This window comes from Bacillus clarus (assembly GCF_000746925.1).
GTDB classification, from domain to species: domain Bacteria; phylum Bacillota; class Bacilli; order Bacillales; family Bacillaceae_G; genus Bacillus_A; species Bacillus_A clarus.
Genome location: NZ_JMQC01000008.1, coordinates 2,574,190 through 2,600,000, shown reverse-complemented (window position 1 = coordinate 2,600,000; position 25,811 = coordinate 2,574,190). Strand labels below are relative to the sequence as shown.

21 protein-coding genes, 13 tRNA genes, 3 rRNA genes, 1 pseudogene and 2 riboswitches (1 of these 40 running past the window's edge) are annotated in these 25,811 nt (G+C 39.9%); of the genes and pseudogenes, 11 read left to right on the top strand and 27 right to left on the bottom strand.

Annotated features, from left to right (window positions below; translation table 11 throughout):
• From DJ93_RS14380 to guaA, 3 genes are all read right to left on the bottom strand, one after another.
• On the bottom strand, positions 1 to 497 hold the 5' portion of the coding sequence (locus DJ93_RS14380) for a response regulator transcription factor (RefSeq protein ID WP_042981508.1). Its footprint begins 205 nt before the window's first position; the window shows 497 of its 702 coding nt (coding positions 1-497); the start codon lies at positions 495 to 497; its stop codon lies beyond the left edge, outside the window.
• A gap of 144 nt (positions 498 to 641) precedes the next feature.
• Positions 642 to 1,967, bottom strand: a complete 1,326-nt coding sequence (locus DJ93_RS14375; protein ID WP_042981506.1) for an NCS2 family permease — start codon at positions 1,965 to 1,967, stop codon at positions 642 to 644.
• A 128-nt stretch (positions 1,968 to 2,095) separates the two neighbouring features.
• A riboswitch (purine riboswitch) is annotated at positions 2,096 to 2,197 on the bottom strand.
• Between the two features lie 154 nt (positions 2,198 to 2,351).
• Positions 2,352 to 3,890: a glutamine-hydrolyzing GMP synthase gene (gene guaA / locus DJ93_RS14370; protein ID WP_142920691.1), complete on the bottom strand. Its 1,539-nt coding sequence runs from the start codon at positions 3,888 to 3,890 to the stop codon at positions 2,352 to 2,354.
• A gap of 161 nt (positions 3,891 to 4,051) precedes the next feature.
• Positions 4,052 to 4,153, bottom strand: a riboswitch (purine riboswitch).
• A gap of 727 nt (positions 4,154 to 4,880) precedes the next feature.
• Here guaA and DJ93_RS14365 point away from each other — a divergent pair.
• The 7 genes and pseudogenes from DJ93_RS14365 to DJ93_RS33720 all read left to right on the top strand — a co-directional run bounded on the left by DJ93_RS14365 (position 4,881) and on the right by DJ93_RS33720 (position 9,423).
• Positions 4,881 to 5,156 (top strand): TIGR04197 family type VII secretion effector, encoded by a 276-nt coding sequence (locus DJ93_RS14365; RefSeq protein ID WP_016088825.1) that lies wholly within the window; start codon positions 4,881 to 4,883, stop codon positions 5,154 to 5,156.
• Positions 5,157 to 5,196: 40 nt separating this feature from the next.
• On the top strand, positions 5,197 to 5,559 hold the full coding sequence (locus DJ93_RS14360; protein WP_042981504.1) for a DUF3958 family protein: 363 nt from the start codon (positions 5,197 to 5,199) through the stop codon (positions 5,557 to 5,559).
• Positions 5,556 to 7,415: a DNA/RNA non-specific endonuclease gene (locus DJ93_RS34405; protein WP_080743473.1), complete on the top strand. Its 1,860-nt coding sequence runs from the start codon at positions 5,556 to 5,558 to the stop codon at positions 7,413 to 7,415. The genes DJ93_RS14360 and DJ93_RS34405 overlap by 4 nt, the downstream gene beginning before the upstream one ends.
• A gap of 5 nt (positions 7,416 to 7,420) precedes the next feature.
• Positions 7,421 to 7,909: an antitoxin YezG family protein gene (locus DJ93_RS14350; RefSeq protein WP_000410097.1), complete on the top strand. Its 489-nt coding sequence runs from the start codon at positions 7,421 to 7,423 to the stop codon at positions 7,907 to 7,909.
• A gap of 583 nt (positions 7,910 to 8,492) precedes the next feature.
• A pseudogene (locus tag DJ93_RS14345) lies at positions 8,493 to 8,810 on the top strand (recombinase family protein); the annotation flags it as partial.
• 17 nt (positions 8,811 to 8,827) lie between these two features.
• The gene (locus tag DJ93_RS33725) at positions 8,828 to 9,220 is read left to right on the top strand and encodes a tyrosine-type recombinase/integrase (protein WP_241484283.1); all 393 of its coding nucleotides are present in this window, start codon (positions 8,828 to 8,830) and stop codon (positions 9,218 to 9,220) included.
• Positions 9,124 to 9,423 carry a tyrosine-type recombinase/integrase gene (locus DJ93_RS33720; RefSeq protein WP_338151489.1) on the top strand — a complete coding sequence of 100 codons (300 nt, stop codon included), beginning with the start codon at positions 9,124 to 9,126 and terminating at the stop codon, positions 9,421 to 9,423. Before DJ93_RS33725 ends, DJ93_RS33720 begins: the two co-directional genes overlap by 97 nt.
• A gap of 77 nt (positions 9,424 to 9,500) precedes the next feature.
• On the opposite strand, the gene groL is transcribed toward DJ93_RS33720, so the two are convergent.
• Both groL and groES read right to left on the bottom strand, forming a co-directional pair.
• The gene (gene groL, locus DJ93_RS14335) at positions 9,501 to 11,135 is read right to left on the bottom strand and encodes a chaperonin GroEL (protein ID WP_042981502.1); all 1,635 of its coding nucleotides are present in this window, start codon (positions 11,133 to 11,135) and stop codon (positions 9,501 to 9,503) included.
• A 37-nt stretch (positions 11,136 to 11,172) separates the two neighbouring features.
• Positions 11,173 to 11,457, bottom strand: a complete 285-nt coding sequence (groES, locus tag DJ93_RS14330) for a co-chaperone GroES (RefSeq protein ID WP_000917306.1) — start codon at positions 11,455 to 11,457, stop codon at positions 11,173 to 11,175.
• 433 nt (positions 11,458 to 11,890) lie between these two features.
• Between groES and DJ93_RS14325 the strand changes: the two genes are divergently transcribed.
• Positions 11,891 to 12,634, top strand: coding sequence for a CPBP family intramembrane glutamic endopeptidase (locus DJ93_RS14325; protein WP_042981500.1), 744 nt, complete (start codon positions 11,891 to 11,893; stop codon positions 12,632 to 12,634).
• A gap of 1 nt (position 12,635) precedes the next feature.
• Positions 12,636 to 12,827, top strand: a complete 192-nt coding sequence (locus DJ93_RS14320) for a YdiK family protein (protein ID WP_042981499.1) — start codon at positions 12,636 to 12,638, stop codon at positions 12,825 to 12,827.
• Positions 12,828 to 12,857: 30 nt separating this feature from the next.
• Here DJ93_RS14320 and DJ93_RS14315 read toward each other — a convergent pair whose 3' ends face one another.
• Positions 12,858 to 13,487: a redox-sensing transcriptional repressor Rex gene (locus tag DJ93_RS14315; protein ID WP_017150416.1), complete on the bottom strand. Its 630-nt coding sequence runs from the start codon at positions 13,485 to 13,487 to the stop codon at positions 12,858 to 12,860.
• Between the two features lie 187 nt (positions 13,488 to 13,674).
• Between DJ93_RS14315 and DJ93_RS14310 the strand changes: the two genes are divergently transcribed.
• Positions 13,675 to 15,600 carry an ABC-F family ATP-binding cassette domain-containing protein gene (locus tag DJ93_RS14310; RefSeq protein WP_220398782.1) on the top strand — a complete coding sequence of 642 codons (1,926 nt, stop codon included), beginning with the start codon at positions 13,675 to 13,677 and terminating at the stop codon, positions 15,598 to 15,600.
• A gap of 305 nt (positions 15,601 to 15,905) precedes the next feature.
• On the opposite strand, the gene tsaD is transcribed toward DJ93_RS14310, so the two are convergent.
• The 21 genes from tsaD to DJ93_RS14205 all read right to left on the bottom strand — a co-directional run bounded on the left by tsaD (position 15,906) and on the right by DJ93_RS14205 (position 25,438).
• Positions 15,906 to 16,922, bottom strand: a complete 1,017-nt coding sequence (gene tsaD / locus DJ93_RS14305; RefSeq protein ID WP_042981496.1) for a tRNA (adenosine(37)-N6)-threonylcarbamoyltransferase complex transferase subunit TsaD — start codon at positions 16,920 to 16,922, stop codon at positions 15,906 to 15,908.
• Entirely contained in the window at positions 16,922 to 17,365 is a 444-nt protein-coding gene (gene rimI / locus DJ93_RS14300; protein WP_042984205.1) for a ribosomal protein S18-alanine N-acetyltransferase, read from the bottom strand. The genes tsaD and rimI overlap by 1 nt, the downstream gene beginning before the upstream one ends.
• Before the next feature lie 11 nt (positions 17,366 to 17,376).
• Positions 17,377 to 18,069 (bottom strand): tRNA (adenosine(37)-N6)-threonylcarbamoyltransferase complex dimerization subunit type 1 TsaB, encoded by a 693-nt coding sequence (gene tsaB, locus DJ93_RS14295; protein WP_042981495.1) that lies wholly within the window; start codon positions 18,067 to 18,069, stop codon positions 17,377 to 17,379.
• The gene (gene tsaE, locus DJ93_RS14290; RefSeq protein ID WP_042981493.1) at positions 18,050 to 18,523 is read right to left on the bottom strand and encodes a tRNA (adenosine(37)-N6)-threonylcarbamoyltransferase complex ATPase subunit type 1 TsaE; all 474 of its coding nucleotides are present in this window, start codon (positions 18,521 to 18,523) and stop codon (positions 18,050 to 18,052) included. Before tsaE ends, tsaB begins: the two co-directional genes overlap by 20 nt.
• Positions 18,524 to 18,714: 191 nt before the next feature.
• Positions 18,715 to 18,790, bottom strand: a tRNA-Asp gene (locus DJ93_RS14285).
• Positions 18,791 to 18,793: 3 nt separating this feature from the next.
• A tRNA-Met gene (locus tag DJ93_RS14280) sits at positions 18,794 to 18,870 on the bottom strand.
• Positions 18,871 to 18,881: 11 nt separating this feature from the next.
• Positions 18,882 to 18,997: ribosomal RNA gene (gene rrf, locus DJ93_RS14275) — 5S ribosomal RNA — on the bottom strand.
• 49 nt (positions 18,998 to 19,046) lie between these two features.
• Positions 19,047 to 21,968: ribosomal RNA gene (locus DJ93_RS14270) — 23S ribosomal RNA — on the bottom strand.
• A gap of 145 nt (positions 21,969 to 22,113) precedes the next feature.
• Positions 22,114 to 23,665 (bottom strand): 16S ribosomal RNA (locus tag DJ93_RS14265).
• The 16S, 23S and 5S rRNA genes sit together here with 13 tRNA genes alongside, the layout of an rRNA operon.
• A 76-nt stretch (positions 23,666 to 23,741) precedes the next feature.
• Positions 23,742 to 23,812, bottom strand: a tRNA-Gly gene (locus DJ93_RS14260).
• A 1-nt stretch (position 23,813) separates the two neighbouring features.
• Positions 23,814 to 23,890: transfer RNA gene (locus DJ93_RS14255), tRNA-Pro, on the bottom strand.
• Positions 23,891 to 23,893: 3 nt separating this feature from the next.
• Positions 23,894 to 23,970 (bottom strand) — tRNA-Arg (locus DJ93_RS14250).
• Between the two features lie 95 nt (positions 23,971 to 24,065).
• Positions 24,066 to 24,148, bottom strand: a tRNA-Leu gene (locus DJ93_RS14245).
• A gap of 15 nt (positions 24,149 to 24,163) precedes the next feature.
• Positions 24,164 to 24,236: transfer RNA gene (locus DJ93_RS14240), tRNA-Lys, on the bottom strand.
• Positions 24,237 to 24,241: 5 nt separating this feature from the next.
• Positions 24,242 to 24,316: transfer RNA gene (locus tag DJ93_RS14235), tRNA-Gln, on the bottom strand.
• A gap of 85 nt (positions 24,317 to 24,401) precedes the next feature.
• Positions 24,402 to 24,477: transfer RNA gene (locus tag DJ93_RS14230), tRNA-Asp, on the bottom strand.
• A 58-nt stretch (positions 24,478 to 24,535) separates the two neighbouring features.
• Positions 24,536 to 24,611: transfer RNA gene (locus DJ93_RS14225), tRNA-Val, on the bottom strand.
• 4 nt (positions 24,612 to 24,615) lie between these two features.
• A tRNA-Glu gene (locus DJ93_RS14220) sits at positions 24,616 to 24,690 on the bottom strand.
• A gap of 8 nt (positions 24,691 to 24,698) precedes the next feature.
• Positions 24,699 to 24,789: transfer RNA gene (locus DJ93_RS14215), tRNA-Ser, on the bottom strand.
• Positions 24,790 to 24,792: 3 nt separating this feature from the next.
• A tRNA-Asn gene (locus tag DJ93_RS14210) sits at positions 24,793 to 24,867 on the bottom strand.
• Positions 24,868 to 24,979: 112 nt separating this feature from the next.
• Positions 24,980 to 25,438, bottom strand: coding sequence for a SprT family protein (locus DJ93_RS14205; protein WP_042981492.1), 459 nt, complete (start codon positions 25,436 to 25,438; stop codon positions 24,980 to 24,982).
• 227 nt (positions 25,439 to 25,665) lie between these two features.
• Here DJ93_RS14205 and cmpA point away from each other — a divergent pair, with 227 nt between their 5' ends.
• Positions 25,666 to 25,782: a cortex morphogenetic protein CmpA gene (gene cmpA, locus DJ93_RS30595; RefSeq protein WP_001143642.1), complete on the top strand. Its 117-nt coding sequence runs from the start codon at positions 25,666 to 25,668 to the stop codon at positions 25,780 to 25,782.
• Positions 25,783 to 25,811: the final 29 nt, after the last annotated feature.

Sequence of the window (25,811 nt, the reverse complement as noted above, 5' to 3'; positions counted from 1 at the left end):
AAAATTGAAAATTCCCTTGGAGTTAGCTTAACTTCTTCTTCTCCTACAAGGACTTTATGGGTTGAAACATTTATTTTCATATCTCCAATTTCTAACTCGTCTTCATTTTGGATAGTGAAGCCATTCATTTTCATATAGCGACGTAGCTGCGATTTAATTCTCGCAATTAACTCTAACGGATTAAATGGTTTCGTTACATAGTCATCCGCCCCTGTTGTTAATCCTAAAATTTTGTCCATATCTTGCGTTTTCGCCGAAAGCATAATAATTGGCATCTCCTTCGCTTCCCTTACTTTCATACACATATGGATACCATCTATTTTCGGCATCATAATATCTAATACAACTAAATGCACTTCATTTTCTTCTAATATACGTAAACCCTCTTCTCCGTCCCCTGCCTGTAAAACTTTATATCCTTCGTTCTTTAAGTAAATTGCGATTAAATCTCGAATTTCTTTTTCATCATCTACAACAAGTATTGTTTCCTCTGCCACAATATCTCCCCCAAAACTTTTAAAGTCCCTATTTCTTATTATAAGAAAACTTCTGAAGAAAAACGGTATGAAATCCTTAAGATTTTCTGAAGACGCAAAAAAGGTCTAGACTCCCCTTAAGTCTAGACCTTTCAAAAACCCCTTTTATTTACGAACGTAGATGAAATATAGTACGAATAAAACTCCCATAACATACATAATTGGATGAATCTCTTTACGACGACCACTCACAACCATTGTAATTGGATAGAAGATAAACCCAATCGCAATTCCTGTTGCAATGCTATACGTAAGTGGCATAGAGATAATTGTAAAAAACGCTGGTACTGCAATTTCGAATTTCTTCCAATCAATTTCCCCTAAAGACGAAACCATCAAGATTCCTACAATAATTAAAGCAGGTGCCGTTACAGCTGGTGTTACGACACTTAGTAACGGCGAGAAGAAAAGTGCTAGCAAGAAGAATCCTGCTGTTACAACTGCCGTAAATCCTGAACGCCCTCCCGCTGCTACCCCTGCAGACGATTCGATGTAAGACGTTGTTGTCGATGTACCTAGAATTGCACCAATTACAGTTGCAATTGCATCTGCAAATAATGCTTTTCCTGCACGTGGTAATTTATTGTTCTTCATTAATCCTGCTTGATTCGCAACCGCTACAAGTGTACCTGCTGTATCAAAGAAATCAATAAAGAAGAACGTTATAATAACAATCCCCATTTGAACAGTAAAAATATCTCCAAAGTGAGTTAAAGCCACTCCGAACGTCGGTTCTAGACTCGGAATTGCTCCCACTACAGCTTTCGGTGTATCAATTAACCCTGTCGCTACTCCTAAAATCGCAGTAAGAATCATTCCGTAGAAAACTGCACCATTTATTTTCTTAATCATGAAGATAATCGTAATAACTACTCCAAAGATCGCAAGTAATGTTGTGCCCTTTGTTAAATCCCCCAATCCAACAAGAACAGCATCATTCTTTACTATAATCCCAGCATTTTGAAAACCAAGAAAGGCAATAAATAATCCAATACCAGCCGCTACCGCAAACTTTAACTCTACTGGAATGGCATTAATGATCTTTTCACGAATACCAGAAGCGGTAAGGATAATGAAGATAATACCTGACATTAATGTTCCAGCAATTGCTGTTTGCCACGGAATCCCCATTGTTAGTACTGCAGTATAAGCGAAGAAGGCGTTAATTCCCATACCTGGCGCTAAAGCAATTGGATACTTAGCAAAAATCCCCATAATTAACGAACCAATTGCAGCTGCTAATGCAGTGGCAACAAATACCGCACCTGGATCCATTCCTGTTCCTGCTGGCAATCCTTTAATGTTTCCAAGCGATAGTGTAGCAGGATTGACAAATAGTACGTAAGCCATAGATAAAAATGTCGTTAACCCTGCGATGAACTCTGTTTTATAATTTGTGCCGAGTTCATCAAACTGAAAATAACGTTTCATCCTACGTTTCCCCCGTTATATGATTACTCGCCGCACTTCACCCTAGCCCTCTTTTATCTCTAAAAATAAAAAAGGCTTCCATTGCATATACATGGAAGCGTTCTATAAACAAAGGCAAGTTTCCCCTCACCTTTATAAAAACGCCTCGTAGTCAAGCCATTTACGGTAGCTAGGTAGAAACTTTCGGGCCATATCCCCGATATTATACGACGGCTATAATATTCACTTTTCGTATCAATTACATAATCATATTAACTCACATAGGGGTGTATGTCAATTTAAAAACGAACATTTTTCAAATATTATTTATTTTCGTTCGTATAATACCTAAAAACAAAAGATCCATCTATGCATAAAATGATAGATGGATCTCTTATTTTTATACTATTCCCACTCGATTGTTGCTGGTGGCTTACTCGTTACATCATACACGATACGGTTAACGTGCTTTACTTCGTTTACGATACGTACAGAGATTTTCTCTAATACATCCCAAGGGATACGTGCCCAGTCAGCTGTCATACCATCGATTGATGTTACTGCACGGATACCTACTGTGTAATCGTAAGTACGCTCGTCACCCATAACACCTACACTACGCATACCAGGAAGCGCAGTGAAGTATTGCCAAATTTCGCGGTCTAATCCTGCTTTTATAATTTCTTCACGTAAAATCGCATCAGATTCACGAACGATTTCTAATTTCTCTTCTGTGATTTCACCCAATACACGAATACCAAGTCCTGGACCTGGGAATGGTTGACGCCATACGATTTCATCAGGAATTCCTAGTTCTGATCCTAATACACGTACTTCATCTTTAAATAAAGTGTTTAAAGGCTCAATTAATTTAAACTGCATGTCTTCTGGAAGTCCACCAACGTTATGATGAGATTTAATTGTTTGTGCAGTTGCTGTACCACTTTCAACGATGTCTGTGTAAAGTGTACCTTGCGCTAGGAAGTCCATACCTTGTAATTTAGAAGCTTCATCATCAAATACGTAAATGAATTCATTACCGATAATTTTACGTTTTTGCTCTGGATCTTCTACACCTTTTAATTTGTTCATAAAGCGTTCTTTTGCATCCACTTTAATAACGTTCATATGGAAGCCTTCGCTAAATGTTTTCATAACACCTTCAGCTTCACCTTTACGAAGTAAACCGTGGTCAACGAAAATACATGTTAATTGATCACCGATTGCTTTATGAATTAATACTGCTACAACAGAAGAGTCTACACCACCGCTAAGTGCGCATAATACTTTTTTGTCTCCAACAGTTTCACGGATCTTCTCTAATTCTACTTCGATAAAGTTTTCCATGTTCCATCCCTCAGAACAACCACATACGCCGAATACGAAGTTTTTAATTAAATCATTTCCGTGCTCAGAGTGACGTACTTCTGGGTGGAATTGTACACCGTATAAGTTTTTCGCTTCATTGCTCATACCAGCAATTGGACAAGACTCACTTGTTGCATCTACTACGAATCCTTCAGGTAAACCAGTTACTAAGTCGCCATGGCTCATCCATACAACTTGCTCTTCTGGAAGGTTCGCATATAATTTTGATTCGTTCTCTACTTTAAGAACAGCTTTTCCGTACTCACGGTGGTTTGCACGTTCTACTTTACCACCGAATTGTTGTGTCATAAGCTGCATACCGTAACAAATACCGAAAATCGGTAATCCTAGTTCAAAGATTTTTTCATCACAATGTAATGCACCTTCACCGTATACACTGTTTGGTCCACCAGAGAAAATAATCCCTTTTGGATTCATTGCTTTAATTTCTTCTGCAGTAATTGTATGCGGATGAAGTTCACTGTATACACCGAACTCACGAATTCGACGTGCAATTAACTGATTGTACTGACTCCCAAAATCTAAAACGATAATCGTATCGTGCTGTTTCTTCAAAATAATCACCCCAACGTTAGTTCTCGTATATAAATATTTTCACCAATTTGGCAAAAAGCATTACCAATATAATAAAAAAAGCCAGTCCTCCGCCTCTAGTCTCATAACAAAGAAAAGGCAGAGGTCTGGCTTTATAAAGATAGTCTTCCGCTCTTTATAAATATAAGACACACTGCCTTCATAGTCAGGTTGTTTACGGTAACCCGGTAGAGACTCTCAAACCATATCATTGAGGATATATGAAGGATCGTTTTATATTATCTTCCTAGATTCTAACAATGAAGTATCAATATGGTCAAGAGAGAAAGCGACAAAATTCTACAGAAATTATTTTCCTTATAGAATAAAGCTTCTTTCTCCCTTCATTCTTCACTATAAAATATAGAATTTTCACATAACCTCCCTTCTATATAACTGCCCTGAAATGTAAAAAAACATCCATCTCTTTATAGAGATGGATGTTTTTCGAGCAAACGGAATTACATCATTCCGCCCATCAAGCTTTATATATAATAGAAGAAAACAGATAAAAAAAGGGCTATTATATCAATATCCTCAAGCAATTTCATTACTTAAAAATATACAATCCCAAACCCTTTCGGACACTTTTCGGACACTAAATATGAATTCCATATCCCCTTCAAAAACTCGGCAGTTTAAACCCACTAGCTTCAATCGAATTGATTTTGTTGCCCGTCAAGCTGACTCCACTTTGTAATATTAGCTCACCCAGGCCGTCAGTGGTTAAGACCCACTTAGACAGAAGGTCAACGCTATTCCCCATATATTTTTATACGTTTTAATACAATATGTCCTCATGCATTTTCATGTTCGTCTTCCTTCTCAATACAAGGATACTTTTCATGAAAGAAACTGGCACATTACCTCTTTCATCCCAATATCCCTTTTCATTATCAACATAATCCATAATGAGGAACCTTAGAAATATGGTATAATTTTCTATAAATATAGGTAGAAAGGATTTAAACAATGGGAAAATTCCAAAGTAATTTACAAACAGCAACACAAATTGCTACGAAAATGGGATTAGCCTCTGACAGGCTTCAAAGTGCAACAAGTCGTTCTATAACAAAGGCGACGCGTACAACACTATCTGTTAATTCCAAAGCACAAGAAGCGAATCAACAAGTTTTAGATTTAACGAAACAATTTTCTGCTGCTTTTCAACAAGCGATTGATAATATTCATTCGGTAGCTAACGATTTTGAGAGAATGGATAACGAACTTCAAAATATTTTTCGCTAATGTAATAACCTACGTAAAGTAAAACGGTAGGAGGAAAAAGATGAGTCAAGATATTGAAAAAGAAATCAAACAATTAAATCAAAAATTACGAAGAATATTTGAAGAACAGGATCGGAATCAATCTGCGATTCAAACACAGGAACAAGCAGAAGAAGATTTTCATGTATGGAAAAATCAAAATCATCGCTTGTTTGACCGTATTTTAGGAACTTGGCATAGAGATCGAGAAATGTCACTGTTTTTTATGGATATGCGTCAAGATGCACAACACATTGAGAGAAAACTTACATTTGAATTGGAAAATCAAAAAGAAACATTGCTTAAGGAAAAACGAAATCTTAGCGACTTAGAAAATGACCTTTCCTATCAGCAACAACAATTAGTCAGGGAGGTCAATTCATGAGTTTGAATATGTATCTAGGGGAAGTACATACCCAAACACAAAGCATGAACGCTGTATGTACCGCGACGATTCAAGGTATGGAACAAGTCATTCAATCTATTGACGCTTTTGCAATTGATATTGTTCTGCAAGGACAAACATATAGCAGTGCAAAATCATTTTTTGTACAAACCTTTCGTCCTTTAGCACAGGGAATCATTTACTTATGTGAAGAATTAACCCGTCAGAATGATGCCTTTCCGAACGACTTTCAATCACAAGTAGCTTCAACCGATGTAATCGAACAAGAAATATTAGAACAAATTCAAGGGATTGACCAAACGAGAGCAAATATGGCAGCCATCAGTCAAACTGTACCCCTTCCAGGTACGGACGCTATGATGGGTATTTTTGATATGATGAAACGGAAACTGCAAGAAAAACTAGAACATCTACATGAATTTAATTATACTTCTAGTAGTAATTATGATACAGCAATCGAACTAGCTTCGAGCATCTCGCGAGGTCTTGCGGAAGTGCAAAGCGGGAAAGGTTTCAGCTTCGCAAGTGGTACGTTTAGTACACAAGAGTTGAATATGGAATGGGCGGCTTCCATTCAGGCGATTGAAGAAGATAGGAAGCGTCAGGCTGATAATTCAATTGAAGAAGGTGCAATGTGCGGTAAACTTCCGCCTAAATCTGACTTCGAGAAAGCTTGGGAAAGAGATAAAAAGGATCTAATTGATGCATGGACTGGTATTTCTACTGGTTTTGTAGATGGTGCTGAAGATGCATGGGAAGGATTCGTAGCTTTAGGCGATAAAGAAACCTGGTTGAATATGCGTGATGCAATTGTAAATTACGATGAAACTCTTCCTGCAATGTGGAATGCCTTATCGGATTCATTTGTGAATGATTTTTGGAATGGAGATATGGAAAGTAGAATGCATTACGCTGCCTATGGTGTAGCATCATTAGGTCTGGGGTTTCTGGGTGATAAAGGTCTTAGTAAAGCAGGACAAGTAGGGAAGGTAGCAGTCGTTACAGGCTTTACAAAAGGAAAGTCACTTATAACTAATTCCTCTGCATACAGAAATGCATTACATATATTAAATAACTATGAATTCAAGCCTGGAAATCATTTCGCATATACAGGAGTTGGGAGTATTCGACAATATTTACAGAAGGCGGCTCCATATACTTATGAAGGTCCAAATGGTCCAGAAACAATTAAGTTGAGAAAAGGTGAATTAGCAGGGGAATCATACTCTCTGAAAGATGCGTACCAGTATATGAAGGATACTGGGGAGAGGCTTTTGGGTAGTGGTGAGAAGGATATTGTTAAGGGTACGGGTAATCCTCCTAAGATAACGGAAATACAAGAGGGGGACCTTGGGAAGCACATTATTAAAGGGAAAAATGGAAGAAAAGAACTGGCACCAAACGTGCGTTATATTACCGAGGATGGTTATAAATATACAACAGATGAGCTTGGTAGAATAGTAGATGTTGAGGCAGGAGAATTAATACTTCAAAAAGGAAAAAGAAACAAAGGAATGCAAGTGGCAGCAGGCCGTGAAGATAGGTTACCTGATGATGATGGTGGCCACTTGATAGGAACTCAATTCCATGGTTCTGGAGATATTGATAATTTGATTGCTCAAAATAGACAAATTAATCGCTCTGATGGAGAGTGGTATAATATGGAGCAAGAGTGGGCTAATGCGTTAGGTGGAAAGCCTCCTAAAAAAGTAACAGTAAAGATTGAACCAGTTTATCAAGGAACGTCACTAAGACCAAATTATTTTGAAATAGTTTATGAAATAGAAGGAAAAGGGATATTTGAGAAAACGATTAGAAATCGCGCAGGAGGTTGATTAAAGTGGAAAAAGAAATGAACAAGTTGTATAGAGAAATAGCTGAAACGGTTAATGAAATGATTCCAGAAGAATGGGAGAAATTTTATTTTTATGCTCAGATATCGGAAACTGGAGGGGGAACGTACTTTTTTTATAATACACCTGAAAATAGACAATGCTTTAATTATAGTGTGAAAATCCCATTTAACTATGCTATTGATAAAGAAGAATTTAAAAAAAATAAAAGAAAGCTGTTTGAGTTGAGCGATGAACTAAGAAATGTTTTTAAAGATAATCAGCAAGAACTTTGGTATTCCTTTACAATGACTCTTGAGAGTAGTGGGAAATTTAAGATGCATTATGATTATACAAATTGGTTCGATACAGAATATGGTTTTAGTGACCAAATGATTATTTGGAAAAATAAATACTTAGGAGAAGTACCAAATGATGGAGAATATAAAGCGTTAATCGATAAATATCATAGTGAATTTCCGAATAATCCTATTTAACTAAATGAAAGACAGAAAAAATAATAGGGCGTTTGAAAATAGATACTCCATGATGGTTGTACCATCATAGAGTGTTATGTGCAATGATAGAATAGAAAATAAAGTACGAGCTTAGGCGAGATGACATTTTACCGGGCGATAAATATAAACACATGGAATGTATATTAAACTAACGAACTCGTACAAACTCGTAAGTTTTAACGTAGTAGTTGTCATGACATACAAAAGGTGTCATACTGTTACTAAAAAACTTACAAATTTATGCTACTTAAAAACATATGAACTTAAAGCACTTGATTGTCAATTAAAGGAAACAAGTGCTTTTTTGCGTTTTAGCGTAAAAATTTAAAAGAGCACTATAATTTTATAAGTGAACTAAGTGTTAAATTTTTATTGTTGTTTTATAGACTGTAGTGGTTATGTACAGTATACGACGATAGTTGAAGAAAAAATAAAGGGTTGTGCTATTTTTTAAAGTCATCGTACAGTGTGTTGTAACGGATGCACGTTACGCACATGTTATCCGCAAAAAACGGGTAAACGTTACAGGGATTGTAATTGCTGTAACGGGAGGGAGTTTGATATGGAAGAGAAAGTAGTTGGTTATGTACGAGTTTCAACAGAAGGACAAGTACGTGAAGGATATAGCTTGGCGTATCAAGTAGAAGAAATTCAGCGGTACTGTAACGAAAATGAACTACAACTGCTTCACATATACGAAGATAAAGGAATTAGCGGAGCGATAGTAGATGAAGAGGGTTTAACAGTTGAACGTGAAGGTTTACAAGAGCTATTGTCGGATATGGCATATCATCAAATGAGCCAAGTTGTTGTACTCAATACATCTCGGTTATGGCGCTCTGATATGGCAAAAGTGTTAATACAACGAGAGTTAAAGAAGTCACTAAAAATGAAAGCTTGGAGAGCGATTTACTTGCCTTCACTATGTTAGCTTATACTGGTTTAAGAATTGGGGAATTGGTAGCTTTAAAATGGTCTGATATTGATTTTGACGAACATACACTAAGGGTTATAAAAACTTACTACAATCCAACAAACAACAAGTTAAAATATACATTACTGACACCAAAAACAGAGGGTTCCATTCGTACAATAACAATAGATCCTCTTTTAGTTGCTATGCTAATACAGCATAAACAACAACAAGAAAAAATAATAAAAGATAACAAACCTTTTATAAAGACGATGATTTTATTTTCTCAACCAATGAAGGTTATCCTAAGACAATTAAGCACTTATCAATTAGAATGCAGAGATTACTTAAGAAAACATCTATACAAAAACAAGTAACACCCCATTCATTTAGACATACTCATACGTCTTTGTTAATTGAGGCAAATGTACACATAAAAGAGATACAAGAACGATTAGGGCATTCAGATATTAATACAACAATGGACATATACGCACACATGACAAAGAACATAAAAAAAGAGGCTTCCAATAAGTTTAGTAACTTAATGAAAGACCTCTCTAAAAATCTTATTGACTAATATCGGTCACCTTTTCGGACACTATATTAGGTGTAAAGACTTTTGAACGTTGATATAATAAGGTTTTTACACCTAAATTACATCATTCCGCCCATGCCGCCCATGCCCATGCCGCCCATGTCAGGCATTGCTGGTGCATTTGGTTCTGGCTTGTCAGCAACTACAGCTTCAGTTGTTAAGAACATAGCTGCAACAGATGCTGCGTTTTGAAGTGCAGAACGAGTTACTTTTGCTGGGTCTACGATACCAGACTCAAGCATGTTTACCCATTCGCCAGTTGCTGCGTTGAAACCAACGCCTACTTTTTCGCCTTTTAAGCGTTCTACAACTACAGATCCTTCTAGACCAGCGTTGATTGCGATTTGGCGAACTGGCTCTTCTAATGCACGAAGTACAATGTTGATACCTGTTGCTTCGTCGCCTTCAGCTGAAATAGAAGCTACTTTCGTATATACGTTCATAAGTGAAGTACCACCACCTGCAACAATACCTTCTTCTACTGCTGCACGAGTTGAGTTAAGTGCATCTTCAATACGAAGTTTGCGCTCTTTTAACTCAGTTTCAGTTGCTGCACCTACTTTAATTACCGCTACGCCACCCGCTAGTTTAGCAAGACGCTCTTGTAACTTTTCACGATCGAATTCAGAAGTTGTTTCTTCTAATTGCGCACGGATTTGACCGATGCGAGCTTCGATTTGCTCTGTGTTTCCAATACCTTCAACTACAGTTGTGTTTTCTTTCGTTACAACAATTTTACCAGCGCGTCCTAAAGATGCAACTGTAGCAGATTTTAAGTCACGTCCTAATTCTTCAGTGATTACTTCGCCACCAGTTAAGATTGCGATATCTTCTAGCATTGCTTTACGACGGTCACCAAATCCAGGAGCTTTAACAGCTACTACATTGAATGTACCACGAAGTTTGTTCACTACTAATGTAGCTAATGCTTCGCCTTCTACATCTTCAGCAATGATAAGAAGTGGTTTACCTTGTTGTACTACTTGCTCTAATACTGGTAAGATTTCTTGGATGTTAGAAATCTTCTTATCAGTAATTAAGATATATGGGTTATCAAGAACTGCTTCCATTTTGTCAGAATCAGTAATCATGTAAGGAGATGCATATCCGCGATCAAATTGCATACCCTCTACTACGTCTAATTCTGTCGTGAATCCTTTAGATTCTTCTAAAGTAATAACGCCATCGTTACCAACGCGCTCCATTGCTTCAGCAATCAATTGACCCACTTCTTCATCAGCAGCAGAAATAGCAGCTACTTGTGCGATTGAAGATTTACCTTCGATTGGTTTAGAAATTGTTTTTAATTCTGCAATTGCAGCAGTAACAGCTTTTTCGATACCTTTACGAAGGCCCATTGGGTTTGCACCAGCTGTTACGTTTTTTAAGCCTTCACGAATCATAGCTTGCGCTAATACAGTTGCAGTTGTTGTTCCGTCACCAGCTACATCATTTGTTTTGCTAGCAACTTCTGCTACTAATTTCGCACCCATGTTTTCGAATGCATCTTCTAATTCGATTTCTTTTGCGATTGTTACACCATCATTTGTAATAAGTGGTGAACCGAATTTTTTCTCAAGTACAACGTTACGACCTTTTGGTCCAAGCGTTACTTTTACTGCATTTGCAAGAGTGTCGACACCGCGAAGCATCGAACGACGTGCTTCTTCACTAAATTTAATATCTTTTGCCATAATAATTGACCCCCTTGGATTTTTAAAATGTATATAATTAACCGATAACTGCTAAAATGTCACTTTCACGTAAAATCAAGTAGTCTGTACCTTCGTATTTCACTTCAGTACCTGCATATTTTGAGAAGATGATAAGATCACCTGCTGCTACCTCTAAAGCAACACGCTCACCATTTTCAAGCACTCGACCAGTACCTACTGCAATAACTTTACCCTCTTGTGGTTTTTCTTTTGCAGTATCTGGTAATACAATACCACTTGCTGTTTTTTCTTCTGCTTGAACAAGCTCAATTACAACGCGATCACCTAATGGCTTTAGCATGAACAATAACCTCCTCATTTTGTTATGTAAATTTTCTTTATTAGCACTCAAGTTCCTCGAGTGCTAACACACTTATAATAATAAATAATCTAAATTTCTTTTGCAAGTAAAAAAATCATAATTTTTTCGCAAATTACTATATACACTTTTCTATATAGAATTTTTGCAAACATAATCTAATTCTCATTGCTCCTTCTTCATGCTGCCTTTACTATATGAATCGTTGTTTCCACTTATCGTATGTTACAATATGAAAGACACCATAAGTTGTTTTCTCTATACGTACAACTTTTTCCTGTCTCCTATTGCACTTTCCAATACAGATTTACAAAAAAATAATAATAGAAATAAATATTATGTATCGCCGGTAGGGTATTTACATGTTATCCTGCCTTATCTCATACACTAGAGTTAGAAAGGATGGTTAAACCGCTTGAAAAAACAATATTGGTGGATTATCGTTACATACATTTTGATGCAGTTATCAGGTATTGCCGGATTACCACTTCTTCTGAAAACCGGACTATACGATAATAGGGGATTTACTAAAGAGGAAAAAATTCAACTCATAACCGGACATTGGGCTATTATTAGCTTCTTCATTGCATTATGCATTGTACTTTGGCTACTTAGAACAGATATTCGTGATCGGCATTTAGATAAAATGCGTGCTACTGTTCCTGCTACAATTGGCTGGATTATTATCGGTTTCTTCTTAGCATTTTTCTCACAAATACTAGCTGCTACGATTGAAATGCGTTTACTAGGAGTCAAACAAGGTTCTGAGAATACGACAAGACTTATGGAGATTGCACGGACTACACCTTGGTTTCTTATCGTTGTCTCTATAATAGGGCCTATTTTAGAAGAAGTTGTATTTAGAAAAATTTTATTTGGCACACTGCATAAGAAATTTAACTTCTTTATTGCCGCTATCATCAGTTCACTTGTATTTGCGGCAATTCATTTTGATTTTACTCATTTATTGGTATACACTTCTATGGGGCTCGTATTCGCCTTTTTATATGTAAAAACGAAGCGAATTATCGTTCCTATAGCAGCTCACGTTACGATGAATACATTAGTCGCTATCGGGCAAGTTTTGATGAGCAATGAGCAAATTCAGGAAATGATTAAAGAAGCTGAAAAAATGCAAGGATTTATCGGAGGATTTTAGTATGAGAAACTCACCATTGTTCATGGCTGCATTGTACTTCCTTCTTGGATGTGTATTTACACGCTTCGCCATTATGAACGTGACAGATACAATCTGGAATCTGTGGACAATACTATTTGCAGTTATGGCAACAATTGATTTTAATTTGGCTCTTCGACTGATTTTAGTCAAATTTACAAAAAGTAAACAATAATAAAACGCAGAGGTAATTTCCTCTGCGTTTTTATTGTGGGTAATTCTTTAAAAAGTAAACAAGTGTCTGTAATTCTACAGCCAAATCAATATGATGAATTCGTATATTCTCTGATACATTTAATCGTGCTGGTGTAAAATTCAAAATCCCGTGTACATTTGTTTCAGCCAGTCTATCTGCTACAGCCTGCGCGACAGTAGCAGGTACTGTTAATATTGCCACTTGTATATCATTCGTTAAACGTTCTTCTAATTCATCTAAATGATATACAGGAATACCCCCGATTTCTTTTCCAACTTTCTCTTCATTAACATCAAATGCCATTTCAATTTTTGTATTATTGTTTTTCGTGAAATTATAATGTAAGAAAGCGGTCCCTAAATTACCTACTCCAATAAGTGCTACACGTGTTATATCATCTTGATCAAGCGTTTCTCGGAAAAATGATAATAAGTAATTCACATTATACCCATACCCCTTTTTCCCTAACGCTCCAAAATATGAAAAATCTCTTCGAATGGTTGCGGAATCTACCTTTACCGCCTCACTCAATTCTGCCGATGAAACACGTTGCTTACCAGAAAGAGATAAGTTTTGGATAAATCGATAGTATAGAGGCAATCTTTTAGCAGTGGCCTGTGGAATTTTTTGCTGATCCATATAACCTCTCCTCTCTCCCTATCTTTACTCATATACTTGAAACAAATACAGAAGTTTAGCACTCATGAATTTCCCTGTATAATAGAAAGAAGAAGTATTCTCTCTTTATTTTAAACTATACACTATTTTTAGTATGATTGAGAAATATAAACATGGCAAAGTTAAGAAATTATTTGAGGTGAAAACATTGATTTTATTACAAGTGAATGGGCTTTCAAAATTATACGGTGCAGAAACGATTCTTGCAAACATAAAATTGGAAGTTCAAACGAAAGATCGCATTGCATTAGTTGGACGCAACGGAGCTGGAAAATCTACATTATTAAAAATCATTGCTGGAGAATTATCTCACGATGGCGGTGAAATTATAAAACCGAAAGATGTCTCAATAGGGTATTTAGCTCAAAATACTGGTTTAGAAACTTCTTTAACCATTTGGGATGAAATGCTTACTGTCTTTACTCATTTACAGCAAATGGAGACAAGACTTCGAAGGCTTGAGCAAGAAATGGGTAAAGAAAAAAACTTTTCAAATGCTACTATCTACGAAAAATTACTGGCTGACTACGATCAATTACAACTAGATTATAAAGACCAAGGTGGCTATCAATATGAAGCTGATATTCGTTCTATTTTAAGCGGTCTCGGCTTCCCTGTCGAAACACATCAAACGACAATTTCTACATTAAGCGGTGGGCAGAAGACTCGATTAGCTCTCGGTAAATTATTATTAACAAAACCGGACTTACTTATTTTAGATGAGCCAACAAACCATTTAGACATTGAAACATTAACATGGCTTGAGCAATATTTACAAGGCTATCCTGGCGCTATTTTAATCGTTTCTCACGATCGTTATTTCTTAGATAAACTTGTTACACAAGTATATGAAATTTCTAATAAAGAGAGCAGACGATATGTTGGTAACTATAGTAAATATTTAGATTTAAAAGCTGCATTATACGAACAAGAAATGAAACGTTTCGAAAAACAACAAGATGAAATCGCTAAGCTTGAAGACTTTGTCCAAAAGAACATCGCCCGCGCATCTACGACGAAACGCGCTCAAAGTCGCCGTAAACAATTAGATCGAATGGAATTATTGACTAGACCCGTAGGTGATTCTAAATCGGCATCATTTCACTTCGATATTGAAAAGCAAAGCGGAAACGATGTCTTGCAAGTACAGGACGTTTCAATTGGATATGATCAAGAACCGATTATTGAGCATGTAAACATGCGATTAACTCGTGGTGATAGTGTTGCCCTAGTCGGACCAAATGGAATCGGGAAATCCACATTATTAAAATCAATTGTGAATAAGTTACAAACATTAAGTGGGAAAGTTTCCTTTGGATCAAATGTGTCTGTTGGGTATTATGACCAAGAACAAGCTAACTTAACATCTTCTAAGCGAGTTTTAAACGAACTGTGGGATGAATATCCATTGCAACCTGAAAAGGAAATTCGCACGATACTAGGCAACTTTTTATTCACAGGAGATGATGTACTAAAACCGGTATCTTCTCTTAGCGGTGGTCAAAAAGCTCGATTAGCTCTAGCGAAACTAATGATGCAAAAATCTAATTTATTGATTCTAGATGAGCCGACGAACCATCTAGATTTAAATAGTAAAGAAATTTTAGAGAATGCTTTAATCGATTACCCAGGAACCCTTTTATTTGTCTCGCATGATCGCTACTTTATTAACCGTGTAACAACTACAGTTGTTGAGTTATCAACAGACGGTGCACAAGAATACTTAGGTGATTATGATTACTATGTTGAAAAGAAAAACGAAATGATTGAACGTGCGGAATTTGAACAGCAAGAAAATCAGGCACCTGTTCAAAAGACTGTAGCTCAAGAAAAATTAAATTATCTTGAAGAAAAAGAACGCAAAAAATTAGAACGTCAACGTACTAGAAAAATAGAAGAGTTAGAGCAAAATATTGCAAACTTAGAAGATGAAATCGCTACGCTAGAGGATCAACTTTGTCTACCTGAGGTATATGCGGATTACGAAAAAGCTAGCGAGATTACAACTAGAAAACAGATGCTTCAAGAACAACTAGAAAGCGATATGGCGGAGTGGGAAGAATTACACATATAAATGTTGAAAAGCTCTTATTACCCCATAAAATAGAAATACTTGAATACAAACAAGGTAGCTTTAACAATTAAAGTTGCCTTGTTTTTTATTTCCCAAAAAAATGCCCCTTTAAAGGTCTGACTTCCATCCGTTTTTCCACAATGTTATACACATATCCACCATTATACTATAAAGGTAAAAATAACTTTTCCACAGTATCAACAAAACAACAAAAAGTTGTCCACATTTTATATTCACAATAAAACCCACATTATCAACAGATAATGTGGGTTTTATCCACAAGTTGTGGTTAATTTTGTGTATAACTATGCTTCGAGATCTAATCCTGGATTCGCATTTAAAGCTAATGTCGCGCGTTTTCCTTGTTCATATGCGATTGTACCTGCCGCCGCAATCATTGCTGCATTATCTGTGCATAAAGATAGCGGCGGGATAATTAGTTCTATATTTTCTTTTTTTGCAAATTCCGTTTCCAAACGTGCACGAAGTCCTTTATTTGCTGCCACACCCCCAGCAAGAAGCAATTGCTTTACATGATAAGCTTCTGCCGCACGAGACGCCTTCGTTACGAGTACATCTATTACACTTTCTTGGAAGCTAGCTGCTAAATCTTCCGGTGGAATTTCTATACCGCGTTGTTTGGCATTATGCACAGTGTTAATAACTGCAGATTTTAATCCACTAAAGCTAAAATCATATGAATCTGGTTCTAGCCATGCACGTGGTAAATCAATCGTCGGCTGTCCCTCATGTGCAAGACGATCAATATGAGGTCCACCTGGATAAGGCATAGATAATGTACGAGCTACTTTATCATACGCTTCTCCCGCTGCATCATCTCTCGTTTCACCAATCACTTCAAACGACCCATGCTTCTTCATATAGACAAGCTCTGTATGTCCACCAGATACAACAAGTGATAACAATGGGAATTGCAGTTCTTTTACTAAACGATTCGCATAAATGTGACCTGCGATATGATGAACACCTACAAGAGGAATATCATGAGCAAAGGCGATCGCTTTCGCTGCATTTACTCCTATTAAAAGAGCACCTACTAACCCTGGTCCTTCCGTTACTGCAATTGCATCAATATCTTCAAAAGTTATATTCGCTTCTTTTAAAGCTTCTTCTAACACAACTGTAATTTGTTCTACATGATGACGAGATGCGATTTCTGGTACAACTCCGCCAAAACGTTTATGACTTTCAATTTGTGACGCAACAACATTTGCTACTATTTCCGTTCCATTTTTAACAACTGCTACAGCTGTTTCATCACAGCTTGTTTCAATACCAAGTATAATCGTATTTTTTTCCATTATATATTCACCCACATTACAAGACCATCTTCTTGATTGTCTGAATAGTATCCTTTACGAATCCCACCGTTTTGGAATCCATGTTTTCGATATAACTGTTTCGCTACCTCATTTGAAACACGAACTTCAAGCGTCATCGTTTTCGCTCCCAATTCCTTCGCTTGCTCTATTACTTCTTTCAATAAAGCGTCTCCAAGCTTTTGGCCACGATATTCCGGCAAAATAGCTATGTTTGTTATATGCGACTCATCAATAATCATCCATAAACCACAGTAACCAATTACGAGACCATCTTTTTCTATTACAACATAGTACGCATAGTCATTTAGTGTTAATTCGCGATAAAATGCATCCGCAGTCCAAGGAGTCGAAAAAGATGATTCTTCAATAGCTACAATTTGAGCAATATCATCAGTCGTCATCTTTCTAAATGTCATATCCATTTCGATAGCCCCTACTTCTTTTGACTTTCTAGCCATTTTGTCTCAGCTTCCGCTAAACGAAGGTAACTAGGAACAAAAGTGTGCACACTTTGCTCTTCCTTTTGTAGTCCTAAAAATGCTAACTCACTTGGTCTTGGGTTATTCTTTGTGAAAGAAGCGCATACAGCTTGTTCACCTAAATATTCTACAATTGTCTCTTTATGCAATTTAACATCATTACCAATAAATAGCACAGGTTGCCCTTTATCTTTTAACATCTGCAACCAATCCACAATAAGGACGATACGATCTTCTTCTATAGAAGTTAACTGATCCTCTTCATATGTATACAGACCTGTATAAATCTGTCCACGTCGTCCATCAAATAAAGGACAAATGATACCGTTAAAATTAACACCATTTGCAGCCAAGACTTCTAAACTAGATACACCTACAATTGGTATTTGTAACGACCAAGCTAATGTCTTAGCTGCCGTAACTCCAATACGAACACCTGTATAAGAACCCGGACCAGCAGCTACGACTATTTTATTTAATTCTTTTGGCTTCACATTACATTCTTTCAAAAGTTGTTCTACGGCTGGCATAAGGCGTACAGAATGGTTCTTTGTTAAGTTTGTAATGATTTCCCCAACCACAGTGTCCTCTTCAATAAGAGAAACACCCATTACGTAATTTGAAGTATCAATTGCTAGTACTTTCATTTTGTAATAGCTCCTCACATAATCTAATATAGCGTTCTCCAATTGGCTCAAGTACGATTTTCCTTGTATCATTTCCCCCATGGAATAAGCTAATTTGTAATTTTTCATTCGGCAAATATCCTTCTATTAAATGTGCCCATTCCACTACCGTTATACCTTCGCCATAAAAATATTCATCAAACCCTAAATCTTCTTCACTTTCTGCTAAACGATATACATCCATATGATATAGCGGTAATCTGCCTTTATATTCTTTAATAATGTTGAAAGTTGGGCTATTTACAACTCTTTTCACACCAAGACCTTTTGCTAGACCTTTTGTAAATGTCGTCTTACCAGCTCCAAGATCTCCTTCTAAAATAATTACATCTTGTGCTTGAACAAGTTGTCCTAGCTTTTCTGATAGTTGCTGTGTTTCTTCAGAAGACATTGTTGTTACTTCGTATTTATTCAAAGGTTTCACCTACTTTACTTACAATATTCTCTGCTCTTTATTATACAGATTTTTTCACATTGTTTCATTTTGAACATATAAAAAAGTCCTTAGGAGTTGTCCTAAGGATAGAGTGACTGTCTTTATTAGTTTTTTTAAAAATAAATAAAAAAATACGAAACAACTCGTTTCGTTCTTTTCTTTGTATAAAATGGCGGTCCCGACCGGGGTCGAACCGGCGATCTCCTGCGTGACAGGCAGGCATGTTAACCACTACACCACGGGACCATTTGGTTGCGGGGACAGGATTTGAACCTGCGACCTTCGGGTTATGAGCCCGACGAGCTACCAGACTGCTCCACCCCGCGATGATATAATAGCTTGGCGACGTCCTACTCTCACAGGGACAAGGTCCCAACTACCATCGGCGCTAGAGAGCTTAACTTCCGTGTTCGGTATGGGAACGGGTGTGACCTCTCTGCCATCATCACCAAACTATGAAGGCATATTCCTTCAAAACTAGATAACATTTGCTACATATTATATGGTTAAGTCCTCGATCTATTAGTATTCGTCAGCTCCACATGTCACCATGCTTCCACCTCGAACCTATCAACCTGATCATCTTTCAGGGATCTTACTAGCTTACGCTATGGGAAATCTCATCTTGAGGGGGGCTTCATGCTTAGATGCTTTCAGCACTTATCCCTTCCGCACATAGCTACCCAGCTATGCCCTTGGCAGAACAACTGGTACACCAGCGGTGCGTCCATCCCGGTCCTCTCGTACTAAGGACAGCTCCTCTCAAATTTCCTACGCCCACGACGGATAGGGACCGAACTGTCTCACGACGTTCTGAACCCAGCTCGCGTACCGCTTAATGGGCGAACAGCCCAACCCTTGGGACCGACTACAGCCCCAGGATGCGATGAGCCGACATCGAGGTGCCAAACCTCCCCGTCGATGTGGACTCTTGGGGGAGATAAGCCTGTTATCCCCGGGGTAGCTTTTATCCGTTGAGCGATGGCCCTTCCATGCGGAACCACCGGATCACTAAGCCCGACTTTCGTCCCTGCTCGACTTGTAGGTCTCGCAGTCAAGCTCCCTTATGCCTTTGCACTCTACGAATGATTTCCAACCATTCTGAGGGAACCTTTGGGCGCCTCCGTTACACTTTAGGAGGCGACCGCCCCAGTCAAACTGCCCACCTGACACTGTCTCCCGGGTCGATAAGACCCGTAGGTTAGAATTTCAATACAGTCAGGGCGGTATCCCACCAGCGCCTCCACCGAAGCTAGCGCTCCGGTTTCAAAGGCTCCCGCCTATCCTGTACAAACTGTACCAAAATTCAATATCAGGCTACAGTAAAGCTCCACGGGGTCTTTCCGTCCTGTCGCGGGTAACCTGCATCTTCACAGGTACTATAATTTCACCGAGTCTCTGGTTGAGACAGTGCCCAAATCGTTACACCTTTCGTGCGGGTCGGAACTTACCCGACAAGGAATTTCGCTACCTTAGGACCGTTATAGTTACGGCCGCCGTTTACTGGGGCTTCAGTTCAGAGCTTCGCTTACGCTAACCCCTCTCCTTAACCTTCCAGCACCGGGCAGGTGTCAGCCCCTATACTTCGCCTTACGGCTTCGCAGAGACCTGTGTTTTTGCTAAACAGTCGCTTGGGCCTATTCACTGCGGCTTTCCGTTAAGAAAGCACCCCTTCTCCCGAAGTTACGGGGTCATTTTGCCGAGTTCCTTAACCAGAGTTCTCTCGCACACCTTAGGATTCTCTCCTCGCCTACCTGTGTCGGTTTGCGGTACAGGCACCTTTTATCTCGCTAGAAGCTTTTCTTGGCAGCGGGGAATCAAAGACTTCGCTCCATAAGGAGCTTCCCCATCACAGCTCAGCCTTCGCGATAAGCGGATTTGCCTACTTATCAGCCTAACTGCTTGGACGTGCACAACCAATCGCACGCTTCTTCTATCCTTCTGCGTCCCTCCATTGCTCAAACGATAAAGAGGTGGTACAGGAATATCAACCTGTTGTCCATCGCCTACGCCTGTCGGCCTCGGCTTAGGTCCTGACTAACCCTGAGCGGACGAGCCTTCCTCAGGAAACCTTAGGCATTCGGTGGACGGGATTCTCACCCGTCTTTCGCTACTCATATCGGCATTCTCACTTCTAAGCACTCCACCAGTCCTTCCGGTCTGACTTCACTGTCCTTAGAACGCTCCCCTACCACTGATACCATAGGTATCAATCCGCAGCTTCGGTGGTGTATTTAGCCCCGGTACATTTTCGGCGCAGAGTCACTCGACTAGTGAGCTATTACGCACTCTTTAAATGGTGGCTGCTTCTAAGCCAACATCCTAGTTGTCTAAGCAACTCCACATCCTTTTCCACTTAATACACACTTTGGGACCTTAGCTGGCGGTCTGGGCTGTTCCCTTTTGACTACGGATCTTATCACTCGCAGTCTGACTCCCAAGGATAAGTCATTGGCATTCGGAGTTTGACTGAATTCGGTAATCCGATGAGGACCCCTAGTTCAATCAGTGCTCTACCTCCAAGACTCTTACACTTGAGGCTAGCCCTAAAGCTATTTCGGGGAGAACCAGCTATCTCCAGGTTCGATTGGAATTTCTCCGCTACCCACACCTCATCCCCGCACTTTTCAACGTGCGTGGGTTCGGGCCTCCATTCAGTGTTACCTGAACTTCACCCTGGACATGGGTAGATCACCTGGTTTCGGGTCTACGACCACGTACTAAACGCCCTATTCAGACTCGCTTTCGCTACGGCTCCGCCTCTTCAGCTTAACCTCGCACAGGATCGTAACTCGCCGGTTCATTCTACAAAAGGCACGCCATCACCCATTAACGGGCTCTGACTATTTGTAGGCACACGGTTTCAGGATCTCTTTCACTCCCCTTCCGGGGTGCTTTTCACCTTTCCCTCACGGTACTGGTTCACTATCGATCACTAGGGAGTATTTAGCCTTGGGAGATGGTCCTCCCAGATTCCGACGGAATTTCACGTGTTCCGCCGTACTCAGGATACATTCAAGAGAGAGAACGAAGTTTCGACTACAGGGCTGTTACCTTCTGTGACGAGCCTTTCCAGGCTGCTTCGTCTACCTCGTTCCTTTGTAACTCCGTATAGAATGTCCTACAACCCCAAGAGGCTTGCCTCTTGGTTTGGGCTAGATTCCGTTTCGCTCGCCGCTACTCAGGAAATCGCATTTGCTTTCTCTTCCTCCAGGTACTTAGATGTTTCAGTTCCCTGGGTCTGTCTTCCTTACCCTATGTATTCAGATAAGGATACCATACCATTACGTATGGTGGGTTTCCCCATTCGGAAATCTTCGGATCAAAGCTTACTTACAGCTCCCCGAAGCATATCGGCGTTAGTCCCGTCCTTCATCGACTCCTAGTGTCAAGGCATCCACCGTGCGCCCTTTCTAACTTAACCAAACTAAAATTAAAAAATATGAGCTACACTGTTATCTAGTTTTCAAAGAACATACATTTATATATGAGAGATAGTTCTCTCAAAACTGAACAAAACGAAACACGGAAACTTATATTGATGAACAGCGTTCATCAATTCTCCATAGAAAGGAGGTGATCCAGCCGCACCTTCCGATACGGCTACCTTGTTACGACTTCACCCCAATCATCTGTCCCACCTTAGGCGGCTGGCTCCAAAAAGGTTACCCCACCGACTTCGGGTGTTACAAACTCTCGTGGTGTGACGGGCGGTGTGTACAAGGCCCGGGAACGTATTCACCGCGGCATGCTGATCCGCGATTACTAGCGATTCCAGCTTCATGTAGGCGAGTTGCAGCCTACAATCCGAACTGAGAACGGTTTTATGAGATTAGCTCCACCTCGCGGTCTTGCAGCTCTTTGTACCGTCCACTGTAGCACGTGTGTAGCCCAGGTCATAAGGGGCATGATGATTTGACGTCATCCCCACCTTCCTCCGGTTTGTCACCGGCAGTCACCTTAGAGTGCCCAACTTAATGATGGCAACTAAGATCAAGGGTTGCGCTCGTTGCGGGACTTAACCCAACATCTCACGACACGAGCTGACGACAACCATGCACCACCTGTCACTCTGCTCCCGAAGGAGAAGCCCTATCTCTAGGGTTGTCAGAGGATGTCAAGACCTGGTAAGGTTCTTCGCGTTGCTTCGAATTAAACCACATGCTCCACCGCTTGTGCGGGCCCCCGTCAATTCCTTTGAGTTTCAGCCTTGCGGCCGTACTCCCCAGGCGGAGTGCTTAATGCGTTAACTTCAGCACTAAAGGGCGGAAACCCTCTAACACTTAGCACTCATCGTTTACGGCGTGGACTACCAGGGTATCTAATCCTGTTTGCTCCCCACGCTTTCGCGCCTCAGTGTCAGTTACAGACCAGAAAGTCGCCTTCGCCACTGGTGTTCCTCCATATCTCTACGCATTTCACCGCTACACATGGAATTCCACTTTCCTCTTCTGCACTCAAGTCTCCCAGTTTCCAATGACCCTCCACGGTTGAGCCGTGGGCTTTCACATCAGACTTAAGAAACCACCTGCGCGCGCTTTACGCCCAATAATTCCGGATAACGCTTGCCACCTACGTATTACCGCGGCTGCTGGCACGTAGTTAGCCGTGGCTTTCTGGTTAGGTACCGTCAAGGTGCCAGCTTATTCAACTAGCACTTGTTCTTCCCTAACAACAGAGTTTTACGACCCGAAAGCCTTCATCACTCACGCGGCGTTGCTCCGTCAGACTTTCGTCCATTGCGGAAGATTCCCTACTGCTGCCTCCCGTAGGAGTCTGGGCCGTGTCTCAGTCCCAGTGTGGCCGATCACCCTCTCAGGTCGGCTACGCATCGTTGCCTTGGTGAGCCGTTACCTCACCAACTAGCTAATGCGACGCGGGTCCATCCATAAGTGACAGCCGAAGCCGCCTTTCAATTTCGCACCATGCAGTGCAAAATGTTATCCGGTATTAGCCCCGGTTTCCCGGAGTTATCCCAGTCTTATGGGCAGGTTACCCACGTGTTACTCACCCGTCCGCCGCTAATTTCATAAGAGCAAGCTCTTAATCCATTCGCTCGACTTGCATGTATTAGGCACGCCGCCAGCGTTCATCCTGAGCCAGGATCAAACTCTCCAATAAAGTTAGTTTGTCTAGCATCTAAAATAAAAATTGACGTTTCACGTTGTTTGTTTCGTTCAGTTTTCAAAGAACTAAAAGCGGGTGAAGAGAATCGAACTCTCGACCAGAGCTTGGAAGGCTCTTGTTTTACCACTAAACTACACCCGCGTGGTCGGGAAGACAGGATTTGAACCTGCGACCCCCTGGTCCCAAACCAGGTGCTCTACCAAGCTGAGCCACTTCCCGTAATGGCGCGCCCGAGAGGAGTCGAACCCCTAACCTCTTGATCCGTAGTCAAACGCTCTATCCAATTGAGCTACGGGCGCTTATTCATGATGTTTTGTCGTTGTTGTATTTCAGCGACTCAATTATCTTACCATACTGCCATTTTAAATGCAAGTACTTTTTTAAGATTTTTTGATGCGGCCGAGAGGACTTGAACCTCCACGGGGTTTCCCCCACTAGGCCCTCAACCTAGCGCGTCTGCCGTTCCGCCACGACCGCGGAAAAAACAAAAAGTGAGCCATGAAGGATTCGAACCTTCGACCCTCTGATTAAAAGTCAGATGCTCTACCAACTGAGCTAATGGCTCGTAAATGGCTGGGCTAGCTGGATTCGAACCAGCGCATGACGGAGTCAAAGTCCGTTGCCTTACCGCTTGGCTATAGCCCATCGGAAAATCATTCGTTTTTCAAGACGAGATTCATTTTAACATAGTGAGCAATAAAAAACAACCGCTTTATAGCAGAAGTTAAAATGGCGGTCCCGACCGGGGTCGAACCGGCGATCTCCTGCGTGACAGGCAGGCATGTTAACCACTACACCACGGGACCATTCAATCTTAAAGTTAATCTCGAATTAATTTCATTCTACTTATTACTATTATATTAATGGTGGAGGATGACGGGATCGAACCGCCGACCCCCTGCTTGTAAGGCAGGTGCTCTCCCAGCTGAGCTAATCCTCCGAAGTGGTGACCCGTACGGGATTCGAACCCGTGTTACCGCCGTGAAAGGGCGGTGTCTTAACCACTTGACCAACGGGCCAATATGAATGGCAGAGAAGAAGGGATTCGAACCCTCGCACCGCGTTCGCGATCTACTCCCTTAGCAGGGGAGCCCCTTGAGCCACTTGGGTACTTCTCTGTATGGCTCCGCAGGTAGGACTCGAACCTACGACCGATCGGTTAACAGCCGATAGCTCTACCACTGAGCTACTGCGGAATAAGAAAGACAATTTGTATCTTATAAAATTTCTTATTATAAGTCAAGACGTTTTTAAAACATCTTGTACAAATGTGACATGTTTATAATATACTGGATTGATTTTTAACTGTCAAGGTGTTTTTAAAATCTGTTTTAACTTCCCTTTACACTTCCCACAAACATATCTTTCAGTATTTATCCGGCGCCGTCTTACATATTGAAAAGAACATCCTATGCATTCATATACATACGTTTTTGTTTCCTTCTTCTCATCAATCATCCTTTTACAAAATCTTGGTGCATCTACTTTCTTTAACAATCTACGAAAATCTTGATCTCGATGCTTATACCCTCTCCCCTCAATATGTAAATGATAATGACAAAGCTCATGTTTAATAATGCCTACTACTTCCTCTTTACCGTACATTTCATAATACCAATAATTGAGTTCTATATTATGACTCCTTAATAAATATCGTCCACCAGTTGTACGCAATCGCTTATTAAACATCGCTTTATGTAAAAAGGGTTTTCCGAAATATTGTAATGATATTTCTTCCACTAAACTTTGAACTTCCCGTTCGTTCATGCTCATTCCCACCTAAACAAAAAATAAACTTACACTTTTCTTCTTTCTTATACATATATTAAATAGTACATATACCCATCCTCATTCAAAAAGCGTAACTTCTATGAGGACCGCATTATTCATAGAAGTTCGCTAACCAACCTCTTATAACAAGTTTCCCGAAACCTCTATTATTAAAGTAAAAGGAAACTACTTATTTGAGCAGGATTAAACAAGGAGGGATTTCTATGCCCACGTGGCTAAAAAAACAAATGCAACGTGCATATTTTGAGAAAAACCGGTATCAAATCAAATTGCTAAATGAATGCTGGTTTTATTATAGCAAAATACATCAAAGCTCATAATCACTTAAACTTTCCTAGTCATAAAAAAA

Coding starts and splice junctions, on each gene's coding strand:
- cmpA (WP_001143642.1), top strand. CDS start 25,666: ATGCCCACGTGGCTAAAAAAACAAATGCAACGTGCATATTTTGAGAAA.
- DJ93_RS14315 (WP_017150416.1), bottom strand. CDS start 13,487: ATGGATCAGCAAAAAATTCCACAGGCCACTGCTAAAAGATTGCCTCTA.
- DJ93_RS34405 (WP_080743473.1), top strand. CDS start 5,556: ATGAGTTTGAATATGTATCTAGGGGAAGTACATACCCAAACACAAAGC.
- groES (WP_000917306.1), bottom strand. CDS start 11,457: ATGCTAAAGCCATTAGGTGATCGCGTTGTAATTGAGCTTGTTCAAGCA.
- DJ93_RS14365 (WP_016088825.1), top strand. CDS start 4,881: ATGGGAAAATTCCAAAGTAATTTACAAACAGCAACACAAATTGCTACG.
- DJ93_RS14360 (WP_042981504.1), top strand. CDS start 5,197: ATGAGTCAAGATATTGAAAAAGAAATCAAACAATTAAATCAAAAATTA.
- DJ93_RS14320 (WP_042981499.1), top strand. CDS start 12,636: ATGAGAAACTCACCATTGTTCATGGCTGCATTGTACTTCCTTCTTGGA.
- tsaD (WP_042981496.1), bottom strand. CDS start 16,922: ATGGAAAAAAATACGATTATACTTGGTATTGAAACAAGCTGTGATGAA.
- groL (WP_042981502.1), bottom strand. CDS start 11,135: ATGGCAAAAGATATTAAATTTAGTGAAGAAGCACGTCGTTCGATGCTT.
- tsaB (WP_042981495.1), bottom strand. CDS start 18,069: ATGAAAGTACTAGCAATTGATACTTCAAATTACGTAATGGGTGTTTCT.
- rimI (WP_042984205.1), bottom strand. CDS start 17,365: ATGGATATGACATTTAGAAAGATGACGACTGATGATATTGCTCAAATT.
- DJ93_RS14375 (WP_042981506.1), bottom strand. CDS start 1,967: ATGAAACGTTATTTTCAGTTTGATGAACTCGGCACAAATTATAAAACA.
- DJ93_RS14205 (WP_042981492.1), bottom strand. CDS start 25,438: ATGAACGAACGGGAAGTTCAAAGTTTAGTGGAAGAAATATCATTACAA.